Origin of the sequence: Streptomyces chromofuscus (genome assembly GCF_015160875.1) — a bacterium.
In the GTDB taxonomy this organism is placed as follows: domain Bacteria; phylum Actinomycetota; class Actinomycetes; order Streptomycetales; family Streptomycetaceae; genus Streptomyces; species Streptomyces chromofuscus.
The window spans coordinates 2,043,956-2,070,747 of the sequence record NZ_CP063374.1; the positions used below are offsets into that span (position 1 = coordinate 2,043,956).

Genomic DNA, 26,792 nt, shown 5'->3' on the forward strand with positions numbered 1-26,792 from the left:
AAGCTGTTCGCGGCAGGGCGATAGTGGCAAGCGTGATTCCGTCCGCGCCCTTAGGAACAGACGCCGCCGCAGGCCCCTCCGGCCTCGGTGCAGCAGCGGCAGCCGACCCCCTGGGGTCCGCTGCCGAGCGCCGGTTCCGCTTCGAACTGGCCGCACACCCGGGTTCTCCCGCGCAGGCCAGACGCCTGACGCGGACCCGGCTCACCGGCTGGGCCGTGTGCGAGGACACCTGCGACACGGCCGCGCTGGTGGTGTCGGAGCTGGTCACCAACGCGATCCTGCACACCGCGAGCGACGTCGTCGTCTGCGAGCTGCACGACGGCGACGAGCTGGTGCGCATAGCCGTGCGTGATCAGGGGTGCGCCGCGGGTGATCCCCACCCGTCTTCGGGCCGCGCCGAGGAGGAGCACGGGAGGGGACTGCTTCTCGTCGACGCGCTCGCGCACGCCTGGGGCGCCCACGAGCACGGCCCAGGACTGCTGGTCTGGGCCGAGCTGCCGCGCCAGGCCGACGCCCCGCGCGGCGACCTCGGCTGGGGCGCCCGCCCCAAGCCGGGCCCGTCCGGCGGCTCCCGCGAGGACGACGACGAGGCACACGCGCGCGTGTGCCGGCCGCCACGCGGGGAAACGGGGACCGAATGGGTGTGAGGGCCGCTTCCGTCGGCGGGCAGGCATTCGCCCTGGACACGCTCGTCCGCCTGAGCCGCGGGCTGCGGAGTACGGACGCACCGTCGCCGCGGCTGTCCGTGCCCGAGGGCATGACGGCCCCAGTGGGGTGCGACGCGGTGCAGGTGCCCGCCCGCTTCGGCCCGCTCGTCCTGCCCCGGCTGCCGCGCGTCGGATGCGTGTACGCCGACGACGCGCACTGGTGGTGGCTGGTCCCGTCCGACTCGGACTACGCCCTGGAGTGGCCCGCTCCGGCGCGCTACGCCATCGGCGCGGTCGTCCCCGAGACACCTCGCCTGATCCACCGCCCCGACGGCACCCTCCCCTACACCCCGCCGATCCCGCTCTACCTGGCGGTGTGCCGCATCATGGGAACCACGCCGAGCTGGTCACGCGCGGTCACCGCGTAGCACTCCGCGAGAGGCGCGGCGCTTCGAGGCCACGGCCCCGCAGCCGACGCAGGCGGTGACCCCACGGCCACCCCGACGGCACAAGCCCCACCCCCAGCTCACCCACCCGGCACAAGCCCCACCCCCAGCTCACCCACCCGGCGCAACCCGCGCCCGCACGCCCCCACCCCGCGACCCACACCCGCGCGCACCCCGGCGCACGCCCCCCACCCCCGCCGTGCGCCCTGCCCAGTCGCGGACCGTGCCGCGATAGTGGCCCTTCGTGCGGGTCCGGGGGAGGTCGACGGTGGGGACGAGAGGCGGGGCCGGCAAGCCGGAGGTGTCCGAGTCGGAGCGGCTGCTCTTCGGTGGCCCCCTGCGCTACGACATGGGCTGGAACCAGCACTCGGACGCCTTCCTGGAGCTCACCTTCCGGGCCATGATCACCCGGATGCCCGCCCTGCTCGCCTCCAGCTTCCGGCTGGCCCGGCAGGCCGACCGCGGCGCCGCGCGGATCGTGCTGGCGGCCGAGGTGGGCCGGGGCATGGCGCAGGCGGTGAGCCTCTTCGCGGTCAACAGCGTGCTGAGCCGGCTGATGGGCGCGGGCCCCGTCGAGGACCGGCTGCGCGGCGCCCTCCCCGCGCTGGTCGCCATCGCCGTCGTCCTGCTGCTCGGCGCGCTGCTGCGGGCGGCCTCGACGTACGCGACCGGGCGGCTGGAGCCGAAGGTGGAGCGCGTCGCGACGGAGCGGTATCTCGAGCGGGCCGCGGCCGTCGAGCTGGCGGCGATCGAGGACCACGCCTTCCACAAGCTGCTGGACACCGCACAGTACGGCGCCTCCTCGGCCCGCCGGATGATCATGTACGGCACGCGCGTGGTGAACGCGATGATCTCGCTGGTCGCGGCGGCCGGCGTGCTCACCGTGCTGCATCCGCTGCTGCTCCCACTGCTGGTGACGATGACACTGCCCAGCGCGTGGAGCGCGCTGACGAACGCCCGGCGCCGCTACGAGTCGTTCCACACCTGGGTGCAGCACGCGCGCGCGGGGCACCTGATCAGCGGCCTGCTGACGGAACCGGCGGCGGCCCCCGAGATCCGGGTCCATGGCGTCGGCCCGTTCCTCCTGCGGCACTTCCGCGCGATGTCGGAGGCGGCGGAGTCGGAGCAGGCCCGGCTGGCCCGGCTCGCGGCCCGGACCGGCCTGATCGCGGCGGCCTGGACCGGCCTCGCGACGGTGTCGACGTACGCCACCCTGGGCGGTCTGCTGCTCGCGGAGGCGATGTCCCTGGCGGTGGCGGGCACGGCGGTGATCGCGATCCGCACCGGCTCGGCGAGCCTGGAGTCGCTCGTGCTGGAGATCAACCAGCTGCACGAGGAGGCCCTCTTCGTGGGCGATCTGGAGCGCCTGTACGTGGAGGCCGCCGAGCGGGCGATTCCGGTGGGCGGCGCGGCGCTGCCGGAGGACCCGCGCGAGATCCGATTCGAGAACGTCACGTTCAGCTACCCGGGTGACGCCACCCGCCCCGCCCTCGACGACGTCACCCTGACGCTGCCGCTGGGCCGGATCATCGCGCTGGTCGGTGAGAACGGCTCCGGCAAGACCACCCTGGTCAAGTTGCTGGCGGGGCTGTACAAGCCGGACCGGGGCCGGGTCCTGTGGGACGGCGTCGACGCGGCGACCGCGGACCGGCACCGCCTGGCCGAGCGGATCGCGATGGTGGCGCAGGACTTCAAGCGGTGGCCGTTCACGGCCCGGGTGAACGTCGCGGTGGGCCGTCCCTCGGCGCCGGTGACCGAGGAACGGCTGGCGGCGGCGATCGGGGAGGCGGGCGCCGAGGAGGTGGTCGCGGATCTGCCGCGCGGTCTGGACACGCTGCTGGCCCGCAACTTCAGCGGCGGGCACGAGCTGTCCGGCGGGCAGTGGCAGCGGCTCGGCATCGCCCGTGCGGCCTACCGGCGGGGCAGCATCCTGATCGTGGACGAGCCGACGGCCGCGCTGGACGCCCGGGCGGAGCTGGAGGTCTTCGACAAGATCCGCGCGCTGGCCGGGAGCGGCCAGACGGTCGTGCTGATCACCCATCGGCTGGCGTCCGTACGCCATGCGGACCTGGTGCACGTCCTGGACGAGGGCCGGCTCGTGGAATCGGGAACTCCGCAGGAGCTGCTCGCCAAGGGCGGTGTGTACGCGGAGCTGTACGGGCTCCAGGCGGAACAGTTCGCGATGCCGGCGCCCGCGCCGAAGGCGGGCTGACCCTGCTCACTCCGTGCCGTTGCCACCCCGGACGATCACCAGGAACGTGTCCGTGGCGAGGTCCATCACCACTTCGGCGGGCAGGCCCTCCGACCGGCGCGCCTGCGCGAACTCCTCCGCCGGCCACGATCCTCGCGGCCCGCCTGCGGGAAAGCGTTCGAGCACCATTCGCCCGTTCACCATCTCGCACCTCCAGAAAGCGTCGTACTTGTAGGAGTTAACGCCCTCCGAAGGGAAATCGCCTCGCCAAGTGACGCTACTGAGACGTAGTTGACACCCGTTCACCGTCAAAGGTGAGAATCATCTCCCGATTCAACCGTTTACCGTTACCCTCCGCTTCACTCCTCGTACTCGTCGTGATACCGAATTGCCGCACTGCCCGCAGGCGCCCCGAAGGCCGACGCGCGCCCTACGGGCTTCTCCCACTCCTCCTGCCGGCCCAGTGCCGTGAGGTCGAGGAAGCTGGTGGTCGAGCCGAGCCCGTCCAGCCCGCGCCCGTACGTCGAGTAGGTGTGGAAGACCCGGTCCCGGTCCCGCAGGAAGCAGCTCACGCCGGGCCGATCGACGAGCTCCCCCTCGCGCACCAGGGTCGCCTCGAAGTCGAGGTTGAAGTCGTCGCCGTACGACGAGTACCAGGGCAGCGTCCAGCCCATCCGCGCCTTGAACGGCAGAATGCGCGTGTACGGCGCCCTCGACACCGCCGCGAACGTCGTCCCGCGCGCGTGCAGATGCGCCAGATGCCCGACCTGGTCGAGGAACGCCGAACAGCTGCGGCAGCCGGTGTCCCACTCGGGCGCGAACATGAAGTGGTGAACGACGAGCTGGCGCCTGCCCTCGAACAGGTCGAGAAGCGTCGCTTTTCCGTCGCCACCCTCGAACAGGTATTCAGTGTCGACCTCCACCATCGGCAGCCGCCGCCGCTCGGCATTGAGCGCGTCCCGCGCGCGTGTGGCCGCCTTCTCCTTGACCAGCAGTTCCTGACGCGCCCTGCGCCACTCGTCGCGCGAGGCGATCTCCGGAAGCGACATGGCCCCTCCTGTGCAACGGTCCCGTTGCGGATGGTGACCGGTGGACGCGGCGGAACTCATCGCGCTTCCCCGAAGTTTTTCGACCGAGTTTCCGGGGCCCGTCGCCCGGCCGCCGTGTCACGTGTCGTACTCCTGCACCCGGCGGCCGTGGCTCCGGTCCAGCAGCGCGGGCAGGCGCTCGCCCAACTCCCGTACGACCGCCGCCACGTCCAGCGTCAGCAGCTCCCGGTCACGCATCAGGACCCGCCCGTCGACGCGTCGTGCGGACGTCGCCGGAGCGTGCGCTGTGCACCAGCGTCGCGGCGAGGTCGTGCACGGGCTGGGTGTGCGGGCCGGTGAGGTCGACGAGGACGATGTCGGCGCGCCGGCCAGGAGCCAGGGAGCCGGCGCAGTCGCCCAGACCGACCGCGGCGGCGCTCTGCAGGGTGGCGTGGTGCAGGGCCTGACGTGCGGTCAGCCAGCGTGGGTCCTCCTCGGTGGACTTCTGCACGAGGGCGGTGAGCGCCATCGACTCCCACACGTCGAGGGAGTTGTTGGAGGCGGCACCGTCGGTGGCCAGTCCCACGGGGATGCCGAGGGCGCGCAGGGCGCGTACGGGGGTGGTGGTGGGCCAGCCGAACTTGAGATAGCCGCGGGGCGCGGTGGCGACGGCGACCCGACCGCCCGCGCGCTCCAGGAGGGGCAGGTCCCGGTCGACGATGCCGGTGCCGTGCGCGATGAGGAGCTCGGTGTCCAGCAGCCCGGTGCGGTCCAGGACCTCGACGGGGGTGACGCCGTGGCGGGCGAGACTCGTCTCGGTCTGGTCGCGGTTCTCGGCGGCGTGGATGTGCACGGGCAGGCCGTGGGTGCGGGCCAGGTCGGCGCTGGCGGCGAGGTCGGCCTCGTCGACGGTGTAGGGGGCGTGTGGAGCGAGGGCGGTGGTGATACGGCCGTCGGCGCGCCCCCGCTGCCGTAGCGCGAAGTCGAGACTCCGCTCGCGCCCCTGAGCGCCCTGCGAGGAGAAGTAGGCCTCCCCCAGATGGGCCCGCAGCCCGCACTCCTCGACGACGGAGGCGACCGCGTCCATCGCGAAGTAGTGGTCGGCGAAGCAGGTGACGCCGCCCCGGATCATCTCGGCGCAGGCGAGCCGCGCCCCCAACTCCACGTGCGTCTCGGTGAGGTTGGACTCGACTGGCCAGACGACCGCGTTGAACCACGCCTCGGTGGGCAGGTCCTCGGCGAGGCCGCGCAGGGCGACCATGGGCGCGTGGGTGTGGCAGTTGACGAACCCGGGAAGGGCGACCTGGCCGACGGCGTCGATGCGCTCGACGGCCGGCCGGTGCCGTACGGCCTCGGCGGTCGTGACGGCCTCGACGACGCCGCCGCGCACGACGACCGCGGCGTCCTCCTCGAACCCGATCCGCTCCTGGTCGTCGTGCACGAGGACGGTGCATCCGCTGATGACGAGGTCGGCGGGGGCTTCTGCGGGAGAAGGCGTCATCACGCCAACGTACGCCGCGGTCGCCGGGTCGCGAGAAGTGAACGGCGCATCATGTCGCGGGTCTGTCCAGAACCCGCGCGCCCCGGGCACGCTGGCCTCACCACAGACCGCCGTCCGGCCTTCGAGAGGAGCCCGGCATGCTGCTCGGCACCTGGAACCTGGAGAACCTCTACCGGCCCGGCGGGCCCTTCGGCCCTCAGGACAAGGCCGCCTACGAGACCAAGCTCGCCTCCCTCGCCGACGTGATCGCGGAACTCGACCCGGCCCTGCTCGGCGTACAGGAGGTCGGGGATCCGGACGCGCTGGCCGACCTGGCCGGGATGCTGGCCGGCACCTGGCACATCGCCCTGTCCGAGCACGCCGACAGCCGGGGCATCCGGGTCGGCTTCCTCAGCCGTACGCCCCTGATGGTGCTGTCCGACACGACGGCGTTCCCGGAACCGCTGCGGCCGGTGCAGGCGGACGACGCGGGGCCGGCGGTGGCGCGGGCGGGCCGAGGTCTGCTGGCGGTGCGGGCCGGCGAGCTGTCGGTGGCGGTCGCGCATCTGAAGTCGAAGCTGCTGTCGTACCCGGAGGGCCGTTTCCACCCGCGCGACGAGGGCGAACGCGCCCGTTACGCCGCCTATGCCCTGTACCGGCGGGCCGCCGAGGCGACGGCGCTGCGCGCGCTGGCCGACAAGCTGCTGGCGGGCGACGGGCGGGCGCGGGACGTGGTGGTACTGGGCGATCTGAACGACGAGGCCCAGGCGGCGACCACCCAGATCCTGCTCGGCCCGCCCGGTTCCGAGATGGGCACGCCCGGTTTCACGGCGGACGACAGGGGCGACGCGGCCCGGCTGTGGAACGTGGCGCCGCTGATCCCCGCCGACCAGCGGTTCTCGCGGGTGAACTCCGGGCGGCGCGAGCTGATCGACCACGTCCTGTGCAGCCACCGGTTGATCCGCCGGGTGACGGCGGCGGGGACGGGGCTGCCGGGCACGGGCGCGCCCCGGCTGTCGTCGGTGGGACCGGACCCGGCGGAGCGACGGGGCACAGCGGGATCGGATCACGCGCCGGTGTGGGTGCGGGTGGGGAGCTGAGCGGCGGGGCTTGGTCACGGGGACGTCGCGCCGGGCCGTACGGCGGTCTCGGCCGGTGACCGGAGGGCGACGCCGACGCCGAAACAGAGGGCGACGCGCAACCCGTACTCCCGGCCGCCGACGCCGACGACGGCCCGCAGCAGGTCCCTGGCCGTGCGCCGCCGGGTGTGCAGGTCACCCGCCCCCGCCCCGGTCGAAGGCCTGGGCGGCGTGCAGCAGGGCGTCGTCGAGGGCGCGCAGGGCGGGCATCGACCGGGACGGCGCGGGCAGCGGCCCGGGGTGCGTGGTGCCGCGGACGGCTGCGGCCAGCCGTCGGGGCTCCGCCGGGGCCCGCCGGGAGGCCGGCCCGTCGAGGCTCTCGCCCGCCCGGGCGAGGGCGGTTGCGGCTTCGGCGAGGGGCAGCGCGGCGGCGTACTGCGCGTGCAGCTGCCGCTCGGCCGCCGAGGAGGCGTACCGCCGCAGCCGGGGACCGGTGAGGGCGTCCTGTGCGTGATCGAGGGCGGCGGTGAGGGCGGCGCGCCGGGTGGTGGTGGTCCGTGCCGACGGCGTCGAGCAGGTCGGCAACGGCGTCGTACACGTCGGCGACCGCCTGCCTTCCCCGTCGAACCGGTAGTCCCCGGCACGGGCGCCGGGCGTCGGCAGCAGCAAGCGCAGCGCGAGCAGCCACCCGGCCCCGCGAGGAAGGCGAGCGCCCGCTGCCACCCCGACTCGGGCAACGGCATGCCTGCGCCGAGCGCGCTCGCGACCAGCACCTGCGTACCGGCCGACGAGGCGACCGGCCCGACCGCGCTGACGCCGCCGGCGACGAGCCCGAGCCCGGTAAGGAGCAGCGTCTGCGCGACGGCACCCGTGTTCTGTCCGGCGTACGTTCCGACGAGCAGCCCCACCGCACCCGCGAGGGCGGGCACCCCGAGCCGCCGGACGGACGCGCGTCGGCTGCCGGGCCGGTCGTTGATCCCGGCGAGCATGGCGGCGACGGCGGCGACACCCACGGAGGGGTGACCGGCGAGCACGGCGACGAGCAGCAGCGGCCCCGCGGCCAGCGCCCCTCGAACGACCGCACTCCACGGCACGGGGCCACGCTGGGCGCGGAGGGCGTGGGCGAGCCGGGGCGGAAGGGCGCGGGTGACGCGGCGGTACACGGGGCTCCTGTCGGGGCGAGGGCGGGGGTGGATGCCTTCGGGCGACGGTGGCCGGGCTGTGCGTGGTGCTGTCTGCCGTAGATCGCGGTCTCGGCGGACGTGGAACGCCTGTATTACCGCGCGTGACGATGTGTGGAGGAGCCACGTTCTTTATGAACGCAACGCCGCGGAGGTCTGCCGCGGAGGTTCCCTTCCTCCCGTCAGCCGTGCGCTCGCGCCGTGAGGTACGGGTCCCGGCGCAGCACCTCGCGACTGCCGAGGAGGGTTCCGGCGGCCAGCCCGACGGCCGGCAGGAGGAGCGCCGCGGCGGCCCAGGCGGGCCCCGGCAGGGCGTCGGCGACGGTGATGCGCAGGCCGAGCGCGTCGCTGAGCGGCCCGGCCAGCGCGACGGAGAGCCCGGTGCCGGCGACAACACCGGCCAGTCCCGCCAGCCCTCCCGACAGGACGGCTTCGCCGAGGAGGATGCGCCGCAGTTCGGGCCGGCCGCTGCCGAGGATCCGCAGAACGGCGAGCTGACCGAGCCGGGCCCGCGCGCTGTCCCCGGCCCGAACGGCACCGAGCATCAGCGCGCCCCCTGCCAGAACCAGGACGCCGACGCGCATCGCGAGATCCGCCACGCCGAACAGCCCCGGCAGGTTGCGCACCCGATCGGACACCGCGGACGCCGAGAACCCGTCGTCCTGAAGCGCCCGGGTGACAGCGGCCACCTGCCGCTGGTGCTCCACCACCACGACGGCGGACTGCGCGCCCTCCTTCTCCCGGAAGGCCTCCGTCTCCAGACCGGCGCGTACGGCGGCCAGGAACGCGGCGGTGTCCTCGGACAGATAGGCGACGCCGGGCCCGTCGGCCTGCCAGCTCGGGTCGTACAGGGCGACGATCTTCAGCTGGACGACGTCGGTCGTCCCGGACGCCTGGGTGTACCCGAAGGCGACGGTGCGCCCCAGCAGCGACGAGAAGTCGGTGCCTTGTGCGTGGGCGGGCAGGACGACCTCCTTCGGCCCCAACTCCGCCGGGATGGCGCCCGCGCTCACGGGAAGATCGTCGCTCGGGGTGAGGGTGTGGCTGGTCAGGTCGTACGTCCCGCTCTCCTCGGCGTACAGCACGGAGGAGTAGTCGCCCACGACCCGCCGAACGCCCGGCACCTTCCCGGCGTCGCGCAGGGCCGAAGCGGTGAGCGACCGCACCGACGCATCCCCCTCGAACGAGGAGAGCTCGACCTGAGTGAGCCCACCCGACCCCAACACGTCCCGCTCGACGGCGCCGGCGGCACCGGCCGCCACCCCGGCGGACGTGGTCAGCAACGTGGCGAGAACGGCGAGCGTGGGCATCGCCCTGCGCAACGAACGCCTGTCGCGTTTCCAGGTGAGAAGACTCCAGTGACTCATCCCAGCTTCTCCTCACTGACGGCCGACAGCACTCCGGCGTCGAGCACGTGGCGCTGGTCGCAGCGCCCGGCCACGGCGGAGTCGTGGGTGACGAGCAGCACGGCGGCGCCGCGCCGGGCGCACGACCGCAGGGAACCCAGCACGGCGGCGGCGGTGTCGGGGTCGAGCCCCGAGGTCGGCTCGTCGGCCAGGATGAGCACCGGTTCCTTCACGGCGGCACGGGCGACGGCAACTCGCTGCCGCTGGCCACCGGAGAGCTCGCTCACCGGTGCGTCGACGAGCTGCTCCATCCCGAGGTCGCCGAGCAGATCGCGGGCCACCGCGCGGTGCCGGGCGAGACGGGGACCGAAGGCGGCGGCGACGTTCTCCCAGGCGTTGAGGAACGTCAGCAGACCGAGGTCCTGCAGCACGATGCCGATCGAACGCCGACGCAGGAGGTCGCGGTCCGCCGGGGACAGGGCACCGGTTTCCGTACCGGCGATGCGCAACGACCCCGCGGACGGCGAGAGGATCAGCCCGAGGAGGGCGAGCAGGGTGCTCTTGCCCGAGCCCGAGGGCCCTTCGACGGCGGCCATCGCTCCCGCGTCGAGGGCCAGGTCGGCGTGCACGCGTCCGGCACCGCCCGCGTAGGTGAAGGCGAGGCCCTCGGCGAGGACGGCGGGCGGGGAGGCTGCGTCCGGCGGAGGTGGGGGGTTCATACGACGGGTGCCCTTCTGAGGGAGGAGAAGCTTGCGAGGCGCCGGACAGCCGGGGCGGAACGGCCCCGATCGCACGCCGGGTTCGAGGCCGTGCGCCTCAAGCGAGGAGGTAGTACGCCGCTCTGGTCGCGTCCGCGGAGGCGACACCGCCCGGGGAGGGGGCGTACAGGTCCGGGAAGTCCGCGTCGCGATACCGCCTCAACAGGCCGGGAAGCTGCGTCCAGAAGGCCTGCGGAATGCTCTGGTCGGAGGCGAGGGCCGCCTGGACGGCGTCGGACGCGGTCAGGAGATCCCCACCGGCCAGGGCTTCGCGCGCCAGGGCCGGCAGATCGGTCCCCTCCGTGAGCCGTGCCGCCTGATCCGCACAGCCGGCATCGGCGAGTGCGACCACCGTGCGCAGCGAGCGGGAGGGGACGGCCGGGTCCTCGTCGGCCGGCAAGGTGACGGACGTGTGCCGACAGCTCAGCCCGAACTCGGCCCTCGCTGCCATGGCGCCGTACCAGCCGCGCTGGTTGGCGTCCGTCAGGCGTGCCGGCACCTTGAGTGCGGCCGCTTCCTCGACCCCTTTCTCGGCCTGCGGCCCGCACCTGAGGGCCAGCCGGTGGCACGTCATGGCGAGCAGGACGCGGTCGGACGGATCGAGGCGGCGGTCCGAACCCATCTGCCTCAGCCGCTTCTTCAACCAGCCCGGTGCGCGCTCCTGTTCAGCGCCTGCGGTCAGGGCCCGCGCCGCGTTGTAGGTGGCGGTGAGCGTGCCGAGCTGGGCCGGGGACTTGGCGACGAGACCGTCGGACCGGACGCCGCTCACCGGAGTGGGAAGCGACGGGGAGGAGCCGGGGGCGCCGAAGGTGAGCGCGCGCCGGACCAGCCATCGTGTCTGGGGGTCGGGGTCGCGCAGCGCGGGCCGGAGACAGTCGTGTGTCGGCTGCGGCAGCCGCTGACGCAGCAGGGCCAGAGCGGCTCGCTGAATCGGGTCCGGGCCGACGCAGTCACCTTCCAGCAGCACATCGGCGTCCCGGAGAGCCCGGGTGGCGTGGGCGCGTACGCCCACCGCACGCAGGGCCTCGACCGCGTAGAGCACGGGTACGGGCTGATCGGCCCGAGCGGTGTCCGCAGCGAGACGCTCCAGGGCGGCGCGGGGCACCTCGCGCTCACGGTCGAGGCACGTCAGGGTGTTCAGGAAGGCGGCACGCGTGGCGAGCGAGGTCAGACCGTCGTCCGCGCGGTCCGGCGTTCGCAGATGGGCGAGCGCTTCGTTCTCTGCCTGGTCCCGGACACCGGCCCGTTCCAGAACGGTCGCCGCTTCAGCCGGCCTGCGGCCCCTGGAAGCCGAGAGCGACAGACAGACGTAGTGGGCACGCCAGGCAGGGGTGTCCAGCACGTCGGTGCGGGCGAGATCCGCCAGGGCAGCGGGGCGGATTTCGCGTTCCGGCTCGCCGGACTGCCGGCCCGTGGTGAGCGCGGCCTCCAGACGCCCGTACGCGGTCGGATAGAGCGCGGGGTCCCGTCCGACGTCGGCGCGGGAGGCACGTACCAGGTCATTCGCACCGCGCAGGGCGTCGAGTTGCTCGGCGAGGTCGCCGCCGGGCGGGCCGGGCCGCTCGACCGGCCCGCCCCCGTACAGGCAGGCACCCAGCGCCGCGGCCATGGCCACCGCGACGGCGGCGAGCACGTGGTTCCGACGACGGGGGTGCCGGTGGAGAAGGCTGTTCTTCACGGCGGATCGTCGGTCAGTCGTTGGCACAGGCGGAGGCGAACGCCTTGACGCCGGCCTTGAAGGCGCCGCCGTCGGAGCAGGTGGTGATGCTCGTGTTCATCGAGCCGCCAGGATCGGCGATGCCGCTGATGTCGGCGATCCAGGTGTTCTCGTTGGTCCAGCTGACCTGCCGGGTGTTCTCACTCACCTGCGTCCCACTGGGGCTGAGCGAGAGAGTGGCCTGCCATCCGTTGGCCTTCACGGTCGCCACATTGGTGATCTTGCTGACCCTGTACTTGTCGCCGCCCTTCGTGGTCTTGGTGGACGTCTTGAAGGAGCACTTGTCGGCGTACACGTTGCAGTGCCAGGCGTTCGCCACGACCTTGGCACCGGTGCCCGGCAGCGGCGCCGACCCTGCGTCGGACATGGCCGAACCCGGCACAGCCGTCCCCACCACCAAGGCCCCTACCAGCCCAGCGGTCAACAGCGCCTTCTTCATCCGTTCTCTCCCCGTTTCCCAGACGCACCCGCGCCTGCCTCTGTCACCTCTGACGGAAGCCGGACTGTACATGCGGCGCGAAGTGTCAAGGGCGACTGAAAAAGGCGTCTGAGTGCGCGGGGTATTGAGAAATTCCGGCAGCTGGAAGGCGATGAACAGCTCCCACGCTGCTCACCGAGAGTTCCGGAACGGCCAGTTCCAGCCAGGCGGAGTCGACCGGGTTCACCCGTCGGCATGACGCGCGGAGCGCCGGGATGCCGACCTGGCGATGACACCTCGGTGGACGCCCCAGGTCAGGGGCGAGTCGCCGTCGCTTCCTCATCGCCGTGACCGGCCAGCGCATGCTCGAACAGCCGCTCGGCTTCGGCGATCGCCTGGCTCATCCGACCGCGGTGGGCCCCCAGACCGCCGATCACCTCGTCGACGTCGCGCAGTCCCGCCCGCTCCAGCAACCGCTTCTCATTGGTCACCCACTCCCCCCGGGCCGCCAGCACAGCGTGCCCGGTCTGTGCGGCTGCCGTGGCGAGCGCGCCCGCGACCTCGGTGAGGCGGCCGGCCGGGGCGTGGTTGGTCTTCGCGTAGGCGAGGGTGTCGCGGGCGGTGCCGTACCAGCGGCGGCTCGCCGTGCGCCGCAGTCTGACCGGGTACGCCGCGGGGCGCGGCAGCTGACCGCGCAGTACCTGGTTGACCGCCAGCTCGGCGACGACCAAGTAGCTCGGAATCCCGGCGAGATGGAACAGCAACGGCTCCACCCGGAACCGCCCCTCCTTCGCCTCCCCCAACTCCCTCTCCACCACCTCGAGATCGCGGTAGTGGACGTCCACCCGCCGCCCGTCGATCGTCAGCCACGCACCCCCGTTGAACACGCCCCCGCCCCAGCCGCCGACCTCCGACACCTCTCCCTCCCAGCCGAGGGCGCGGAGGTCGGCCGGGTCGAAGGGGCCGCGGTAGTAGACGGCCAGGTCCCAGTCGCTGTCGGGTCCATGGGTGCCCTGAGCCCGGGAGCCGCCGAGGGCCACGGCCTGGACGGTGGGCAGCGCTGCCAGGCGGTCGGCGGTGGTGTCGAGGAACGTGTCGTCGTCCGGCGTGGGCATGTGCGCAGCGTATGGAGCCGGGTCGCGTTGCTCCAGGCATTTACGGCCCGGAGTGGTGCGTGGACGGGCTGGGAGAGTGTGGGTGGGGCCGGCATGCGGAGCTGCGGGCTCCGACGCCGCCCCGCGAGAAATTGGGGTGCGTGTGCTCGCGTGGGAGCGGATGATCGGCGGGTTGGGCCGGCGTACGCGCGTCCGCCGTGACCGCCCTGTGTGGCCCTGCACCCCGGGCGCGTCCGCCGTGACCGCCCTGTGTGGCCCCCTGCACCCCGGGCGCGTCCGCCGTGACCGCCCTGTGTGCCCGTCCACCCGCCGTCCGTCCCAGGAGCGAGCCCCGTGATCCACCGCGTCACCGTCCCCTCCCTCTTCCCTCCCCCGGCCTACTCCCACGCCTCCGTCGTCGAAGCCGGCACGAAGCTCGCCTTCCTCGCCGGATCCGTGCCGCTCGATGCCGACGGGAATCTCGTCGGCGAGGGAGATCCCGTACGGCAGGCCCGGCAGGTGATCGCCAACCTGGAGGAGCAACTGCGGGCCGTCGGGAGGGACTTGGCGCACGTGCTGGCGACCGAGGTCTACGTCGTGAGCGGCGAGCCGGCCGTACTGTCCGCCGTGTGGGAGGTCGTGGCGGCGTCCGGGCTGAGTGCCGGTCCTCACTCGTCGACGCTTCTCGGGGTGGCCTGTCTCGGTTACACGGGGCAGTTGGTGGAGATCACGGCCACGGCCGTCGTTCCCGAGGGCGACGAGGACGGGGTCCGTCCATGAGCCGGGTCGCGCTCCGCCGTGCCGTCGCGGCCGACGCGGGCGCCGCGGCGGACGTCTGGCTGCGGTCCTTCGCCGCCGCGTTGCCGACGGTCGTCCGGCCGCGCTCCGACGACGAGGTGCGGGCCTACTTCCACGAGGTGGTGGTGCCCCTGCGGGAGACCTGGGTGGCCGAGTCCGCGGACGGCGTGGTGGGGGTCATGGTCCTCGACGGCGACCAGCTCTCCCAGCTCTACCTCGATCCGGGCTGGCGCGGCCAAGGCCTCGGGGACCGTTTCCTGCGACTCGCCCGACAGCGCCGGCCACACGGCCTGACCCTGTGGACCTTCCAGGTCAACACCCCCGCCCACCGCTTCTACGAACGCCACGGCTTCGTCGCCGTCGAGCGCACCGACGGCAGCGGCAACGAGGAGCGCGAGCCGGACGTCCGGTACGAGTGGCGGCCCTGACACAGCAGCCGCACGGTTCCCACCGTCGTCAGCCCAGGCGTAACCGGCGCACCCGCTCCACCTGTGCGAGACGGAACCCCGCCAGGGCCTGTTGCGAAAGCCGTAGGCGGCTGGAACCGACCATCCAAGCCAGTCCACCCGCACCCGTCCGGTCTGCTACGGGGCCGCCCAGCACCGAGCCGAGGCACCCCGATCGCCTCCAGAACCGGCTCGAACTGCGGAGAATCGCCTCGCTGACCGGCCGTGATCAGGACGGACAACGGCTCCTGCCCCTGCTCGGCAGCGAGGTGGACCTTGGTGGTCAGCCTGCCCCGGGAGCGTCCGAGGCCGTGGTCGGCCGGCTCGACGGCGATGCTGCCGGGTGGCTCCTTTTGCAGGTCCCCTTTTTCGACGCCCCCGCGGCGTGCTGGTGGGCCCTGCAGACCGTGGAGTCGACGTTCACGTCCCAGGTGATCAAGCCTTGGGCGTCGGCCCGGGCCTGGAGTTGGGTGACGAGCCGGGCCCAGGTGCCATCGCGCTGCCAGCGGCGGAACGGGTCGTGGACCCGGTCCCAGGGTCCGTAGCGTCCGGCACATCACGCCAGGGAGCACCGGTCCGGGTCCGCCACCGTGTGCCGTCCATCAGCTGCCGTCGCGTCCATACCGGCGGTCGGCCCGGTTTGATGCCCTGTGGCAACAGCGGCTCCAGCCGGGCCCACTGGCTTTCGTCAGATCCCCACGCCCCACAGAGCGTGATCATCCACCACCAAGATCCACTTTCGCAACAGGCCCTACCAGGGCCGCGTACCGGTCCGTCGCGGCCACCAGCGCCTGCGCCATCCCCGGCGCGCCCGCGTGGTCTTCAAGTGCGCACCGCCAACCCGGCAGTGCGTGCCGCTCTGCCCAGCACGTCCCGCAGCATCTTGGGGGTGAGCCGACCGGTGAAGGTGTTGCGCTGGCTGACGTGGAAGCAGCCGAAGAGGTGGAGCGCCGTTGGTTGGGCGGGGGTGGTACCGGGCGTGGTGGTGGTCCCTGGGGTGGGGTCGGCCGACGTGACAGGTGGGGAAGCCTGCGGGGTCCGTGCTGCCTGTCCTTGTCCTGCGGGCAGCGTCACCACCGTGCCGTGCGCGAAGGCCGGCCTCGGTCGCGGCACCGTCCAGCCCGCTTCCGTGAACGCCGGCAGCGCCGCCTGCCAGCCGAAGGCGCCGAGCACGACCACCGCCCGCAGTGTCGGCCGCAGCAGGCCCAGTTCCTGCACGAGCCAGGGGCGGCAGGTGTCACGTTCCTCGGGGGTGGGCTTGTTGGCGGGCGGCGCGCAGTGCACGGGCGAGGTGACGCGGACGCCGTACAGCTCCAGACCGTCGTCGGCCGACACGGACGTGGGCTGCGAGGCCAGGCCGATGTCGTACAGCGCCTCGTACAGTACGTCCCCGGACCGGTCCCCGGTGAACATCCTGCCGGTGCGGTTCCCCCCGTGCGCCGCCGGGGCGAGGCCCACGATCAGCAGCCGGGCGTCCGGCGGACCGAAACCCGGCACCGGCCGCCCCCAGTACGTCCAGTCGGCGAAGGCGGCGCGCCTGGTACGGGCCACTTCCTCACGCCAGGTGACCAGCCGGGGGCACGCCCGGCAGCCCGCGATCCGCTGGTCGAGGCCGGGCAGACCGGCAGGGGCGCTGCTGTCCATGCGTCCACCGTAGATCCGTGCTCTCGTCGCGCGGCTTCCGCCCTGTCAACCGGCCCTCGCGCGGGCCGCTGGAAAAGCCTTCCGACACACCCGGCCCGAAGGATTAAGGTCAAAGGCATGGCTTCCGATCGCATGGACAGGGCAAGCGGCGGCGGGACCAGCCGGAACGCCCCGGACACCACCGCCGCCCCGGCCGACGAACGTACCCAGGAGACGCCCCCGGCCCGGGAGACCGGCGGCCACGAGGCGACCGGCGCCCCCGTCCCGTCCGACCCCGCCCTGTTCACCGACGCCCCGCCGCCCGAGGGCCCCGGCACCGACGCCCCGCTGCCCGCGCAGGTGCACGCGATCGACGACCCAAAGGTGGCCGCGGCGATCGCCGCCGCCGAGGCGGCCGGTCCGGCGAACGGCGAGACCGTCCGCATCGACAGCTGGATCTGGTCCGTACGGCTGGTCAAGACACGCTCCCAGGGCGCCACGGCCTGCCGAGGCGGCCATGTGCGGCTGAACGGCGAGCGGGTCAAGCCCGCCCACGGCGTACGGGTCGGCGACGAGGTCCGGCTCCGGCAGGAGGGCCGGGAGCGGATCGTCGTCGTCAAGCGGTTGATCCGCAAGCGGGTCGGCGCCCCGGTGGCCGTGCAGTGCTACATCGACAACAGTCCGCCGCCCCCGCCGCGCGAGGCCGTCGCCCCGGCCGGCATCCGCGACCGCGGCGCGGGCCGCCCGACCAAGCGGGACCGCCGCGAACTGGAACGCCTGCGCGCTCTGGGCGGCCTCGGCGGCTTCGCCGGGCCAGGTGCACTCGGAAACCCCGACGGGCGGGGAGGCCCGGGTGGACGGGGAGCGGCAGGCGGGCGCTGAGGCCCGGCTGGACCAGGAGGGCCGGGCGGACTCGGAGGGCCTGGGCCTGGTGGGCTCGCAGGGCCAGGTCCGCAGGGCCCGGTGGGTCCGCAGGGCCCGGTGGGTCCGCAGGGCCCGGTGGGTCCGCAGGGCCCGGTGGGTCCGCAGGGCCCGGTGGGTCCGCAGGGCCCGGTGGGTCCGCAGGGCCCGGTGGGTCCGCAGGGCCCGGTGGGTCCGCAGGTGCAGGCGGTGGTCAGGGTCGACCGGGTGGCCGGAGTGGCCGACCGGCCCCTCCGCCGTGCTCAAGCCGCCGCCACCGGCACCGCCCTCACCCATATCCGATCCTCCGTCAGGTACTCGTCCACTCTCAGCCCGGCCTCCGCCAGCGCCGCCTCGAACTCCTCGCTCGTCAGCGGCCGGGCACGGAACGTCTGTGTCCAGGTCGCGTCCGGGAACTCGTACTCCGCGTGCACCGAGTTCGTGCCGTCCCCGACCGGCTCCGACGACACGATCCGCACAGTGAAGCCACCGGGATCGACCCGTTCGCGTGGCACGCTCGTGTGGTAGTCCTCGCCCTCCCGCTGGATCAGCACGGAGCCGCCTTCCGCGAGGTGCCGTACGCACGTCCGCAGCAGGCCCCGCCGCACCTCTTCGTCACCGGTGTGGACGAGGAACGACGCCAGCAGCACCGCATCGAACCTCTCCGCGAGGTCGAGCTTCTCGATGGGGCTGCATATCGTGCGCGCCCCGCGGACACGTTCCAGCATGTCCGGGGACTCGTCCACCGCCGTGACCCGGTAGCCCCGCTCCAGCAGCGGGTGCGTCATACGGCCGACCCCGCTGCCCAGCTCCAGAAGGTGCGCCCCTGCGGGCACCGCGCCTGCGATGATGTCGGGCTCGTTCCCCACCGGCAGCCGTGAGTACAGCTCGACCGCGCAGCCGTCCGGCGTGATCGCCCCCGGTCCCGTCCCCTGATGTCCCGCACGCATGGTCAGCCCCATGCCCGCCCAACGGCCCGCGCCCCGACGGCCGTTCCCACCCAGCCCTTGTTCACCCGTTCGAGTGAGCCGATCCCCTGTGCCCGCCCGACACCCAGCAGCCCCCTGCCTGGAGAACATCCGCACCGCGGAGTACGTTGCCAAAGAGGAGTGATGATCCCGATGCGTACGGGCAGTGAACCGTCGACCGCGCGCAGTGCGCTGCGGGCGCGCTTCTGGCTGTGCGTGTGGGGGCTGGCCTGGGCCGTCTTCGGAACGATCGCCTTCACCCTGGTCGGCCGCCCGGGCTGGGCGATCGCCTGCGGCGTCCTCTGGCTGGTGATCACCGCCGACCTGGTCGTGATCGTCCGGCACATCCGCCAGGGCCCGCACTTCCAACCGGGCCGGGACGTCCCGCCCTACCGACCCGTGGACGACCGCAGCCCACAGCGCCGGACCCGGCCCCCGGACGACTGGTCTTCGTAGCCCGCAGCCCGCGCCGCGCCCTCGGGCCTTCGCACCTTCGTGCCCGAGCTTTCCGCTCCCCGTCCGCAGGTGCCCGTCCCTGGCGCCCTGTCCGCGCGTACCCCTCCCCGGCGGCTCCCCCCGGGTCCTGTCCGTGTTCCCCGGCCCGCCGGTGTTTTCCCTGCTCCCCGACCCTCGGGTTCCCGTCCCTGGCTCCCCGGCTCCCGGGCCCCGCGCTCAGACTCCCCGCTCTCCCGGCCCCGTCGTCGGCTCATGCGTCGAAACGCGCCGCCTTCAGATACTCCGGGTTCGGATCCAGCGCGGCCGCCAGCCGGAAATGCCGCTTGGCCTGTTCCGGCCGCCCCTGCCGCTCATAGGTGCGCCCGAGCGCGAAGTGCGCGAACGCGTTGTCCGGCTCGCGCTCCAGCACGACCGTGAACTCCAACTCGGCGGGACGCAGTTGCGCGGCGGCGAAGAACGCCCGCGCTCGCAGGAGCCGGGCCGCGGTGTTCTCGGGGTGCGCGGCGATCACTGTGTCGAGCAGCTTCACCGCGCCCCGCGGATCGCGCGCGGCGAGCAGTTGCTCAGCGGCGCGGAAGTCGATGACATGCGTCTCCGGCGAACGTCCGGTCGAACCGCTGGCCTCGGGCACGGCAGAATCCTTCCCTTGCTGGCCCGATTCAACGCCCCTCGGCGGGGCCACTATTCCCGGACGACTCGTGGCCGTTGCGACAACACGCAGGCCGCATGGCCGCCGCAGCAGGAGCTTACGTGGCCGCCACCACTCCCCGAGCCGCCGCAACCAGCGCAACTCCCGGCCGACGGTCGACCCTGCGCACCTCCCGGCCGACGGTGAACCATGCCCACCCACGCCGACACCCCCGGCCGACACCCCTCGGACCAGGACTAGTCCCCGCTTCCCGGACGCCCCTCGCCCTCACGCGCCCGGCGCACCAGCTCCGCCCACACATCCTTCACACGCCGTTGCAGCTCGGGCAGCGGTACGTCGTTGTCGATCACGATGTCCGCGATCTGCAGCCGCTTCTCGCGCGTCGCCTGGGCGGCCATACGCGCGCGGGCGTCTTCCTCTGTCATGCCCCGCAGCCGCACGAGCCGGTCGAGCTGGGTCTCGGGGTCGGCGTCCACGACGATCACGAGGTCGTAGAGCGGCGCCAGGCCGTTCTCGGCGAGGAGCGGTACGTCGTGGACGACGACGGCGTCCCCGGCGGCCGCGGCCTCGAGCTCGCGGGAGCGGGCGCCCACCAAGGGATGGACGATCGAGTTGAGGACGGCCAGCTTCTCCGGGTCGGCGAAGACGATCGAGCCGAGCCGGGACCGATCGAGACCATCGTCCTCGGCGAGCACCTCCTCGCCGAAAGCCTCGACGACCGCGGCGAGACCGGGCGTGCCGGGTGCGACGACCTCCCGCGCGATGCGGTCCGCGTCGATCAGGACGGCCCCGCACTTCACGAGCAGCCGCGACACCTCGCTCTTGCCGGCACCGATCCCACCGGTCAGGCCCACCTTCAGCATGAAGGGAAGCTTAGGCCCTGCCGGTGACACCTCGCCCCTGGGGACCGTACGGCCATGCGAGCCCCGTACGACCATCGGGACCTGCGCCCACGCCCCTCGACCCGCTCCTCAGCTCTCCCCTTCACGCTCCGCGAGGAACCGCTCGAACTCCCGCCCGATCTCGTCGGCCGACGGAATGTCCACCGGCTCGGCGAGCATGTTGCCGCGGGTCTCGGCGCCCGCGACGGCGTCGTACTGGTGCTCGAGGCCCGCGACGAGGGCGGTGAGTTCCTCGTCGCCTTCCTGGATCTGCCGGTCGATCTCCGTCTGGGTGCGGTGGGCCTCCGTGCGCAGGGAGTGCGCGATGCCGGGCAGGACCAGTCCCGTGGCGGCCGTGATGGCCTCCAGGACGGTCAGCGCCGCGTCCGGGTACGGGGAGCGGGCGATGTAGTGCGGGACGTGCGCGGCGACACCCAGGACGTCGTGCCCGGCCTGCATGAGGCGGTACTCGACCAGGGCCTCGGCGCTGCCGGGCACCTGGGCCTCGTCGAAGGGGCTGCGGTAGCCGGGGACGAGATCGGTGCGGTTGCCGTGCGGGGTGAGGCCCACCGGGCGGGTGTGCGGGACGCCCATGGGGATGCCGTTGAAGTTGACGGCGAGGCGTACGCCGAGGCGCTCCGCGATCTGGTCCACGGCCGCCGCGAAACGCTCCCACTCCACGTCCGGCTCGGGGCCGGACAGCAGCAGGAAGGGCGCCCCGGTGGCGTCCTGGACGAGCCGAACGGCGAGGGTGGGCTCCTCGTAGTCGGTCCAGCGGTCGCGCTTGAAGGTCAGCAGCGGGCGGCGGGCGCGGTAGTCGACGAGCCGGTCGTGGTCGAAACGGGCGACGACCTGGTGCGGCAGCGAGTCGAGGAGCCGGTCGACGATCTGGTCGCCGGTCTCGCCCGCGTCGATGTATCCGTCGAAGTGATAGAGCATGACAAGGCCGGCCGACTCCTGGGCGAGCGCCATGTCTACGACGGCCAGCCCCTTCGGCTCCCACGTGTACAAACCCTGCGGATCAAGCACAGTGACCGCTCCTCCTTGTGTCCGTACGTGACAACGCCCTCACGCACGGGGCCATTCCCAAGGAGGAGTCCATGATCTGAAGAAAACGGCTGAGGGGCCGCACCTCGAAAGGTGCGGCCCCTCAGTAAGGAGCTATTGCTCAGCGAGCGTCAGCTCAGCTCTGGCCACCGGCGAGCTTCTCGCGCAGCGCGGCCAGCGCCTCGTCCGAGGCCAGCGCGCCGGAGGTGTCGGCGCCCTCGGAGGAGTACGAACCGCCACCCGCGGCCGGAGCCGCACCCGCGGCGTCGCCGCCCTCGGCGGCAGCGGCAGCGTCGGCCTCGCGGCTCTTGATGACCTGCTGCTGGTGCTGCTCGAAGCGCTGCTGCGCCTCGGCGTACTGGCGCTCCCACTCCTCGCGCTGCTTCTCGTAGCCCTCGAGCCAGTCGTTGGTCTCGGGGTCGAAGCCCTCGGGGTAGATGTAGTTGCCCTGGTCGTCGTACGACGCGGCCATGCCGTACAGGGTCGGGTCGAACTCGACCGAGGCCGGGTCGGCGCCGAAGGACTCGTTGGCCTGCTTCAGCGAGAGGCTGATGCGACGGCGCTCGAGGTCGATGTCGATGACCTTGACGAAGATCTCGTCGTTGACCTGGACGACCTGCTCCGGGATCTCCACGTGGCGCTCGGCCAGCTCGGAGATGTGGACCAGACCCTCGATGCCCTCGTCCACGCGGACGAACGCACCGAACGGAACCAGCTTCGTGACCTTGCCGGGCACGACCTGGCCGATCTGGTGGGTGCGGGCGAACTGCTGCCACGGGTCTTCCTGGGTCGCCTTCAGCGACAGGGAGACGCGCTCGCGGTCCATGTCGACGTCGAGGACCTCGACGGTGACCTCCTGGCCCACCTCGACGACCTCGGACGGGTGGTCGATGTGCTTCCAGGACAGCTCGGAGACGTGGACCAGACCGTCGACGCCACCCAGGTCCACGAAGGCACCGAAGTTGACGATCGAGGAGACGACACCGGAACGGACCTGACCCTTCTGGAGGGTCGTGAGGAACGTCTGGCGGACCTCGGACTGGGTCTGCTCCAGCCAGGCACGGCGGGACAGGACCACGTTGTTGCGGTTCTTGTCCAGCTCGATGATCTTGGCCTCGAGCTCCTTGCCGACGTACGGCTGGAGGTCGCGGACGCGGCGCATCTCGACCAGGGAGGCCGGAAGGAAGCCACGGAGGCCGATGTCGAGGATGAGACCACCCTTGACGACCTCGATGACGGTACCGGTGACGATGCCGTCCTCTTCCTTGATCTTCTCGATGGTGCCCCAGGCACGCTCGTACTGGGCGCGCTTCTTCGAGAGGATCAGGCGGCCTTCCTTGTCCTCCTTCTGGAGGACCAGGGCCTCGATCTCGTCGCCGACGGCGACGACCTCGTTCGGGTCGACGTCGTGCTTGATCGAGAGCTCGCGGCTCGGGATGACACCTTCGGTCTTGTAACCGATGTCGAGCAGGACCTCGTCCCGGTCGACCTTCACGATGACGCCGTCGACGATGTCGCCGTCGTTGAAGTACTTGATCGTCTCGTCGATCGCTGCGAGGAAGGCTTCCTCGTTACCGATGTCGTTGACCGCTACCTGCGGGGTGGTGGCGGTGGTCTCGGTGCTGCTCGTCATGTGGGAAAGGGCTCCGGTACGGACATTGAAGTCGTAGGCACTGCTTACGCCGGGAGCCCGTTTCGCTCTGCAGAAGCCGGACAGCCAAGGAAGCGTCCCACCAGCGAAAACCGGTGATGCGCCTCGACAACCGAGGGGACATACAACAGATGCGAGCGCAGCCTGCTACGTCTGAGGTGCGCAGGCCCGCAGCGCAACTTGTAGCATACGGGGGCAGCCGGGCAGGGTCAATGCGCGAAGGCGCACACCCGGGGCGGATCACCCCATTCCCGGCACAAAACCTGTCCTCTGAGGCCACGCGGGCCCTGGGACGTCCCTCCAGTGACGCCGCCGGACGGGTTGGACGGAAGATTACGACGAGGGAGCCGATCATCCAAGAGCCCGAAGCGTTCGAGCCGGAAGCCACCCGACGTGCCGCGGACGTCACGGAGAGTGCCCGGGCCAACCGGGGATGGTGGGACCGCAACGCGGACGAGTACCAGATCGAACACGGCACGTTCCTCGGCGACGACCGGTTCGTGTGGGGCCCCGAGGGCCTGGACGAGGTCGAGGCGGAGCTGCTCGGCCCGCCGGAGGAGCTGAAAGGCAAGGACGTCCTGGAGATCGGCGCCGGCGCGGCCCAGTGCGCACGCTGGCTGGCCGCGCAGGGCGCGCGTCCGGTCGCCCTGGACCTCTCCCACCGCCAGCTCCAGCACGCGCTGCGCATCGGCGGATCGTTTCCCTTGGTGTGCGCCGACGCGGCCGCCCTGCCCTTCGCGGACGCCTCCTTCGACCTGGCGTGCTCGGCGTACGGGGCGCTGCCCTTCGTGGCGGACCCCGCGATGGTGCTCCGGGAGGTGCGGCGGGTCCTGCGGCCGGGCGGCCGGTTCGTGTTCTCGGTGACCCATCCGATCCGCTGGGCGTTCCCGGACGAGCCCGGCCCTGAGGGCTTGAGCGTGTCGAATTCGTACTTCGATCGCACGCCGTACGTCGAGCAGGACGACCACGGCCGGGCGGTGTACGTCGAGCACCACAGGACGCTCGGCGACCGGGTCCGGGACATCGTGGCGTCCGGCTTCCGGCTCGTGGACCTGGTGGAGCCCGAGTGGCCCGCCTGGAACACCTCCGAATGGGGCGGCTGGTCACCCCTGCGCGGGAACCTGATCCCCGGCACGGCGATCTTCGTCTGCGAGCGGGACTGACGCCCCTCCGTCCCCGACCGACCGGTCCGCTCACGCACGCATGCGTGAGTGGGCGGTCCCGCGGCCGTACGACACTGGGTGCGTGATCCGTTACGACGCCCTGGACGCCCTTCCGGTACGCACCGCGCTGCCCGCCCTGCGCGAGGCCCTGGACGGACACGGCACGGCCGTCCTCGTGGCACCCCCGGGCACGGGCAAGACGACGCTGGTGCCGCTCGCGCTGGCGGGACTGCTCGGCGAGGGGCCGGCCCGGCGGGTGGTCGTGGCCGAGCCGCGGCGGATCGCGGCGCGGGCGGCGGCGCGCCGGATGGCGTGGCTGCTGGGCGAGCGGGTCGGCGAGAGCGTCGGCTACACGGTGCGCGGGGAGCGGGTCGTCGGGCGGCACGCGCGCGTGGAGGTCGTCACGACCGGTGTGCTGCTGCAGCGGCTCCAGCGGGACCAGGAGCTGAGCGGCGTCGACGCGGTGGTGCTCGACGAGTGCCACGAGCGGCATCTGGACGCGGACACGGTGGCGGCATTTCTGTGGGACGTACGGGAGGCGCTGCGGCCGGAGCTGCGGCTGGTGGCGGCGTCGGCGACGACCGACGCGGAGGGCTGGGCCCGGCTGCTCGGCGGGGCTCCGGTGGTCGCCGCGGAGGGCGCGTCGTACCCGGTCGAGGTGGTGTGGGCGCCGCCGGCGCGTCCCGTACGGCCGCCGCACGGCATGCGGGTCGATCCCGCGCTGCTGACCCACGTGGCGTCGGTGGTACGGCGGTCGCTGGCGGAGCGGGCGGGGGACGTGCTGTGTTTCCTGCCGGGGGTCGGGGAGATCGCGCGGGTCGCCGGACAGCTCGGGGACGCCGGGGACGTGGAGGTGCTCCAGGTGCACGGGCGGGCACCGGCGGCCGTGCAGGACGCGGTGCTGTCGCCGGGGACCCGGCGCCGGGTGGTGCTGGCGACGTCTGTGGCCGAGTCGTCGCTGACGGTGCCCGGGGTGCGGGTGGTCGTCGACTCGGGGCTGGCCCGCGAGCCGCGGGTGGACCACGCGCGCGGGCTGAGCGCGCTGACGACGGTACGGGCCTCGCAGGCGGCCGGGCGGCAGCGGGCTGGGCGGGCCGGGCGTGAGGCGCCGGGGGCCGTGTACCGGTGCTGGGCGGAGGCCGAGGACGCGCGTCTGCCGCTGTTTCCGGCGCCGGAGATCCAGGTGGCCGACCTGACGGCGTTCGCGCTGCAGGCGGCCTGCTGGGGCGATCCGGAGGCGTCCGGGCTGGCGTTGCTCGATTCCCCGCCGGGTGGGGCCATGGCGGCGGCGCGGGACGTGCTGCGGGCGGTGGGGGCGGTCGACTCCGGTGGGCGGGCGACGGAGCGGGGCGCGCGGCTGGCTCGGCTGGGGCTGCATCCCCGGCTGGGGCGGGCGTTGCTCGACGCGGCTCCGTGGGTGGGGGCCGAGAGGGCTGCCGAGGTGGTCGCCCTGCTGAGCGAGGAGGCGCCTCGGGAGTACGGGGACGATCTCGCATCGGCCCTGCGGGCCGCGCGGCGCGGCGGCGACGCCTATGCCGGGCGGTGGCGTACGGAGGTCCGGCGGCTGCGGGCCGTCGTCACGGAGTTCTCCCACCCGCCCACGAGTCACCCCCGGTCGGTGGAGGTGGACACCGAGGCCGCAGTCGTGGCCGGACGTGGCCGTCCGCCCGCCTCCGGCGGGGCCGACGACGCCGCCGGGATCGTCGCCGCGCTCGCCTTCCCCGAGCGGGTCGCCAAGGCCGACGGCGGGTCGTACCTCATGGTCTCCGGGACCCGGGCGGAGCTCGGGGACGCCTCACCGCTGCGGGGCGCGCCCTGGATCGCCGTGGCCGTGGCCGATCGCCCCCTCGGCAGGGGGCACGCGCGTGTGCTGCTGGCCGCCGAGGTGGACGAGGAGGTGGCCCGGCTCGCCGCGGGCGCCTTCCGGAGCGAGGGCCAGGAGGTGCACTGGGCCGGTGGTGACGTCGTCGCACGGCGGGTCGAGCGGCTCGGGGCCGTCGAGCTGGCGGTGCGGCCGCTGTCGGACGCCACGCCGGGCCTGGTGCGCGACGCGCTGCTGGACGGGCTGCGCCGGGAAGGGTTCGGCCTGCTGCGGTGGTCGCGGGATGCCGAGGTGCTGCGGCAGCGGCTGGCCTTTCTGCGGTCGCACCTCGGCGAGCCCTGGCCGGACGTGTCCGACGAGGCGCTGCACGCGCGCGTGGAGGAGTGGCTGGAGCCGGAGCTGAGCCGGGCGCGGCGGCGGGGCGACCTGGCGCGGATCGATGCCGGGGAGGCGCTCGCCCGTCTGCTGCCGTGGGCGTCGGGGGAGGCCGCGCGGCTCGACGAACTGGCCCCGGAGCGGATCACCGTGCCGAGTGGGTCCAGGATCCGGGTGGACTACGCGGACCCGGAACGGCCCGTCCTGGCCGTGAAGCTGCAGGAGATGTTCGGGGCGCAGGAGTCGCCGGCCCTCGCGGGCGTCCCCGTGCTGGTGCATCTGCTCTCCCCCGCCGGCCGGCCCGCCGCCGTCACTGCCGACCTCGCCTCGTTCTGGCGGGGCGGCTACAGGGACGTACGGGCGGAGCTGCGGGGCCGCTACCCCAGGCATCCGTGGCCCGAGGACCCCGCCGCCGCGGAGCCCACCCGGCACACCAAAGCGCGGCTCAGGCGGTGACCGGCTGCCACGGCGGCGATCAGGGCGCTTATGCCTGCCTCCGGCCTCCGGACGGACGTACAAGAATTGATACGTCGTCAGGTCCGGCATCGTGCCAACGGGCGGGCGAGAGGAGAACGGCTCGCACACGACAGCGGCGGCGCCCCTGCGGAGAGGGGGCGCCGCCGCTGTC

General features: G+C 73.0%; 24 protein-coding genes and 2 pseudogenes. 10 read left to right on the forward strand and 16 right to left on the reverse strand.

The window, feature by feature from the left end:
- Positions 1-23 precede the first annotated feature (23 nt).
- The 3 genes from IPT68_RS09205 to IPT68_RS09215 all read left to right on the forward strand — a co-directional run bounded on the left by IPT68_RS09205 (position 24) and on the right by IPT68_RS09215 (position 3,305).
- Positions 24-647, forward strand: a complete 624-nt coding sequence (locus IPT68_RS09205) for an ATP-binding protein (protein WP_228040330.1) — start codon at positions 24-26, stop codon at positions 645-647.
- Complete coding sequence (locus IPT68_RS09210) at positions 638-1,075, forward strand: hypothetical protein (RefSeq protein WP_189698889.1); 438 nt, start codon at positions 638-640, stop codon at positions 1,073-1,075. The genes IPT68_RS09205 and IPT68_RS09210 overlap by 10 nt, the downstream gene beginning before the upstream one ends.
- Positions 1,076-1,442: 367 nt before the next feature.
- Entirely contained in the window at positions 1,443-3,305 is a 1,863-nt protein-coding gene (locus IPT68_RS09215; RefSeq protein WP_373300613.1) for an ABC transporter ATP-binding protein, read from the forward strand.
- Positions 3,306-3,311: 6 nt separating this feature from the next.
- Here the strand turns inward: IPT68_RS09215 and IPT68_RS09220 are convergent, their stop codons facing one another.
- The 3 genes and pseudogenes from IPT68_RS09220 to IPT68_RS09230 all read right to left on the reverse strand — a co-directional run bounded on the left by IPT68_RS09220 (position 3,312) and on the right by IPT68_RS09230 (position 5,813).
- Positions 3,312-3,488, reverse strand: a complete 177-nt coding sequence (locus IPT68_RS09220; RefSeq protein WP_189698891.1) for a hypothetical protein — start codon at positions 3,486-3,488, stop codon at positions 3,312-3,314.
- Positions 3,489-3,643: 155 nt separating this feature from the next.
- A complete protein-coding gene (locus IPT68_RS09225) occupies positions 3,644-4,333 on the reverse strand; it encodes a DUF899 domain-containing protein (RefSeq protein WP_189698892.1) in 690 nt (229 codons plus the stop codon).
- Between the two features lie 117 nt (positions 4,334-4,450).
- Positions 4,451-5,813, reverse strand: a pseudogene (locus tag IPT68_RS09230) (amidohydrolase).
- Positions 5,814-5,950: 137 nt separating this feature from the next.
- On the opposite strand from IPT68_RS09230, the gene IPT68_RS09235 reads away from it, so the two are divergent.
- Positions 5,951-6,892 carry an endonuclease/exonuclease/phosphatase family protein gene (locus IPT68_RS09235; RefSeq protein ID WP_189698893.1) on the forward strand — a complete coding sequence of 314 codons (942 nt, stop codon included), beginning with the start codon at positions 5,951-5,953 and terminating at the stop codon, positions 6,890-6,892.
- A 62-nt stretch (positions 6,893-6,954) separates the two neighbouring features.
- On the opposite strand, the pseudogene IPT68_RS09240 reads toward IPT68_RS09235, so the two are convergent.
- The 6 genes and pseudogenes from IPT68_RS09240 to IPT68_RS09265 all read right to left on the reverse strand — a co-directional run.
- A pseudogene (locus tag IPT68_RS09240) lies at positions 6,955-8,034 on the reverse strand (FUSC family protein); the annotation flags it as partial.
- Positions 8,035-8,234: 200 nt separating this feature from the next.
- Positions 8,235-9,419 (reverse strand): FtsX-like permease family protein, encoded by a 1,185-nt coding sequence (locus IPT68_RS09245; RefSeq protein ID WP_189698894.1) that lies wholly within the window; start codon positions 9,417-9,419, stop codon positions 8,235-8,237.
- Positions 9,416-10,117 carry an ABC transporter ATP-binding protein gene (locus IPT68_RS09250; RefSeq protein WP_189698895.1) on the reverse strand — a complete coding sequence of 234 codons (702 nt, stop codon included), beginning with the start codon at positions 10,115-10,117 and terminating at the stop codon, positions 9,416-9,418. The genes IPT68_RS09245 and IPT68_RS09250 overlap by 4 nt, the downstream gene beginning before the upstream one ends.
- Before the next feature lie 97 nt (positions 10,118-10,214).
- The gene (locus tag IPT68_RS09255) at positions 10,215-11,834 is read right to left on the reverse strand and encodes a hypothetical protein (protein ID WP_228040332.1); all 1,620 of its coding nucleotides are present in this window, start codon (positions 11,832-11,834) and stop codon (positions 10,215-10,217) included.
- Between the two features lie 13 nt (positions 11,835-11,847).
- On the reverse strand, positions 11,848-12,240 hold the full coding sequence (locus tag IPT68_RS09260) for a hypothetical protein (RefSeq protein WP_228040333.1): 393 nt from the start codon (positions 12,238-12,240) through the stop codon (positions 11,848-11,850).
- Between the two features lie 365 nt (positions 12,241-12,605).
- Positions 12,606-13,406: a nucleotidyltransferase domain-containing protein gene (locus tag IPT68_RS09265; protein ID WP_189698897.1), complete on the reverse strand. Its 801-nt coding sequence runs from the start codon at positions 13,404-13,406 to the stop codon at positions 12,606-12,608.
- A gap of 333 nt (positions 13,407-13,739) precedes the next feature.
- Here IPT68_RS09265 and IPT68_RS09270 point away from each other — a divergent pair, with 333 nt between their 5' ends.
- The gene (locus IPT68_RS09270; RefSeq protein WP_189698898.1) at positions 13,740-14,165 is read left to right on the forward strand and encodes a RidA family protein; all 426 of its coding nucleotides are present in this window, start codon (positions 13,740-13,742) and stop codon (positions 14,163-14,165) included.
- Positions 14,162-14,611 carry a GNAT family N-acetyltransferase gene (locus IPT68_RS09275; RefSeq protein ID WP_189698899.1) on the forward strand — a complete coding sequence of 150 codons (450 nt, stop codon included), beginning with the start codon at positions 14,162-14,164 and terminating at the stop codon, positions 14,609-14,611. Before IPT68_RS09270 ends, IPT68_RS09275 begins: the two co-directional genes overlap by 4 nt.
- A gap of 453 nt (positions 14,612-15,064) precedes the next feature.
- Here the strand turns inward: IPT68_RS09275 and IPT68_RS33920 are convergent, their stop codons facing one another.
- Both IPT68_RS33920 and IPT68_RS09285 read right to left on the reverse strand, forming a co-directional pair.
- Positions 15,065-15,349, reverse strand: a complete 285-nt coding sequence (locus tag IPT68_RS33920) for a transposase (protein ID WP_228040335.1) — start codon at positions 15,347-15,349, stop codon at positions 15,065-15,067.
- A 102-nt stretch (positions 15,350-15,451) separates the two neighbouring features.
- Positions 15,452-16,273, reverse strand: a complete 822-nt coding sequence (locus IPT68_RS09285; protein WP_189698900.1) for a uracil-DNA glycosylase — start codon at positions 16,271-16,273, stop codon at positions 15,452-15,454.
- 327 nt (positions 16,274-16,600) lie between these two features.
- Here IPT68_RS09285 and IPT68_RS09290 point away from each other — a divergent pair, with 327 nt between their 5' ends.
- Positions 16,601-17,134: an RNA-binding S4 domain-containing protein gene (locus IPT68_RS09290; RefSeq protein ID WP_189698987.1), complete on the forward strand. Its 534-nt coding sequence runs from the start codon at positions 16,601-16,603 to the stop codon at positions 17,132-17,134.
- Positions 17,135-17,415: 281 nt separating this feature from the next.
- Here IPT68_RS09290 and IPT68_RS09295 read toward each other — a convergent pair whose 3' ends face one another.
- Positions 17,416-18,114: a class I SAM-dependent methyltransferase gene (locus tag IPT68_RS09295; protein ID WP_189698901.1), complete on the reverse strand. Its 699-nt coding sequence runs from the start codon at positions 18,112-18,114 to the stop codon at positions 17,416-17,418.
- Positions 18,115-18,273: 159 nt separating this feature from the next.
- On the opposite strand from IPT68_RS09295, the gene IPT68_RS09300 reads away from it, so the two are divergent.
- Positions 18,274-18,576 (forward strand): DUF6343 family protein, encoded by a 303-nt coding sequence (locus IPT68_RS09300; RefSeq protein WP_189698902.1) that lies wholly within the window; start codon positions 18,274-18,276, stop codon positions 18,574-18,576.
- A 250-nt stretch (positions 18,577-18,826) separates the two neighbouring features.
- Here the strand turns inward: IPT68_RS09300 and IPT68_RS09305 are convergent, their stop codons facing one another.
- From IPT68_RS09305 to rpsA, 4 genes are all read right to left on the reverse strand, one after another.
- Complete coding sequence (locus tag IPT68_RS09305) at positions 18,827-19,207, reverse strand: tetratricopeptide repeat protein (RefSeq protein ID WP_189698903.1); 381 nt, start codon at positions 19,205-19,207, stop codon at positions 18,827-18,829.
- A 254-nt stretch (positions 19,208-19,461) separates the two neighbouring features.
- Positions 19,462-20,088 (reverse strand): dephospho-CoA kinase, encoded by a 627-nt coding sequence (gene coaE / locus IPT68_RS09310; protein WP_189698904.1) that lies wholly within the window; start codon positions 20,086-20,088, stop codon positions 19,462-19,464.
- Between the two features lie 108 nt (positions 20,089-20,196).
- Positions 20,197-21,135: a PAC2 family protein gene (locus IPT68_RS09315; RefSeq protein WP_189698905.1), complete on the reverse strand. Its 939-nt coding sequence runs from the start codon at positions 21,133-21,135 to the stop codon at positions 20,197-20,199.
- A 154-nt stretch (positions 21,136-21,289) separates the two neighbouring features.
- Positions 21,290-22,786, reverse strand: coding sequence for a 30S ribosomal protein S1 (gene rpsA / locus IPT68_RS09320; protein ID WP_093504378.1), 1,497 nt, complete (start codon positions 22,784-22,786; stop codon positions 21,290-21,292).
- A gap of 371 nt (positions 22,787-23,157) precedes the next feature.
- Here rpsA and IPT68_RS09325 point away from each other — a divergent pair, with 371 nt between their 5' ends.
- Both IPT68_RS09325 and hrpB read left to right on the forward strand, forming a co-directional pair.
- Positions 23,158-23,967 carry a class I SAM-dependent methyltransferase gene (locus tag IPT68_RS09325; RefSeq protein ID WP_373300614.1) on the forward strand — a complete coding sequence of 270 codons (810 nt, stop codon included), beginning with the start codon at positions 23,158-23,160 and terminating at the stop codon, positions 23,965-23,967.
- An 82-nt stretch (positions 23,968-24,049) separates the two neighbouring features.
- On the forward strand, positions 24,050-26,620 hold the full coding sequence (gene hrpB / locus IPT68_RS09330) for an ATP-dependent helicase HrpB (RefSeq protein ID WP_189698907.1): 2,571 nt from the start codon (positions 24,050-24,052) through the stop codon (positions 26,618-26,620).
- Positions 26,621-26,792: the final 172 nt, after the last annotated feature.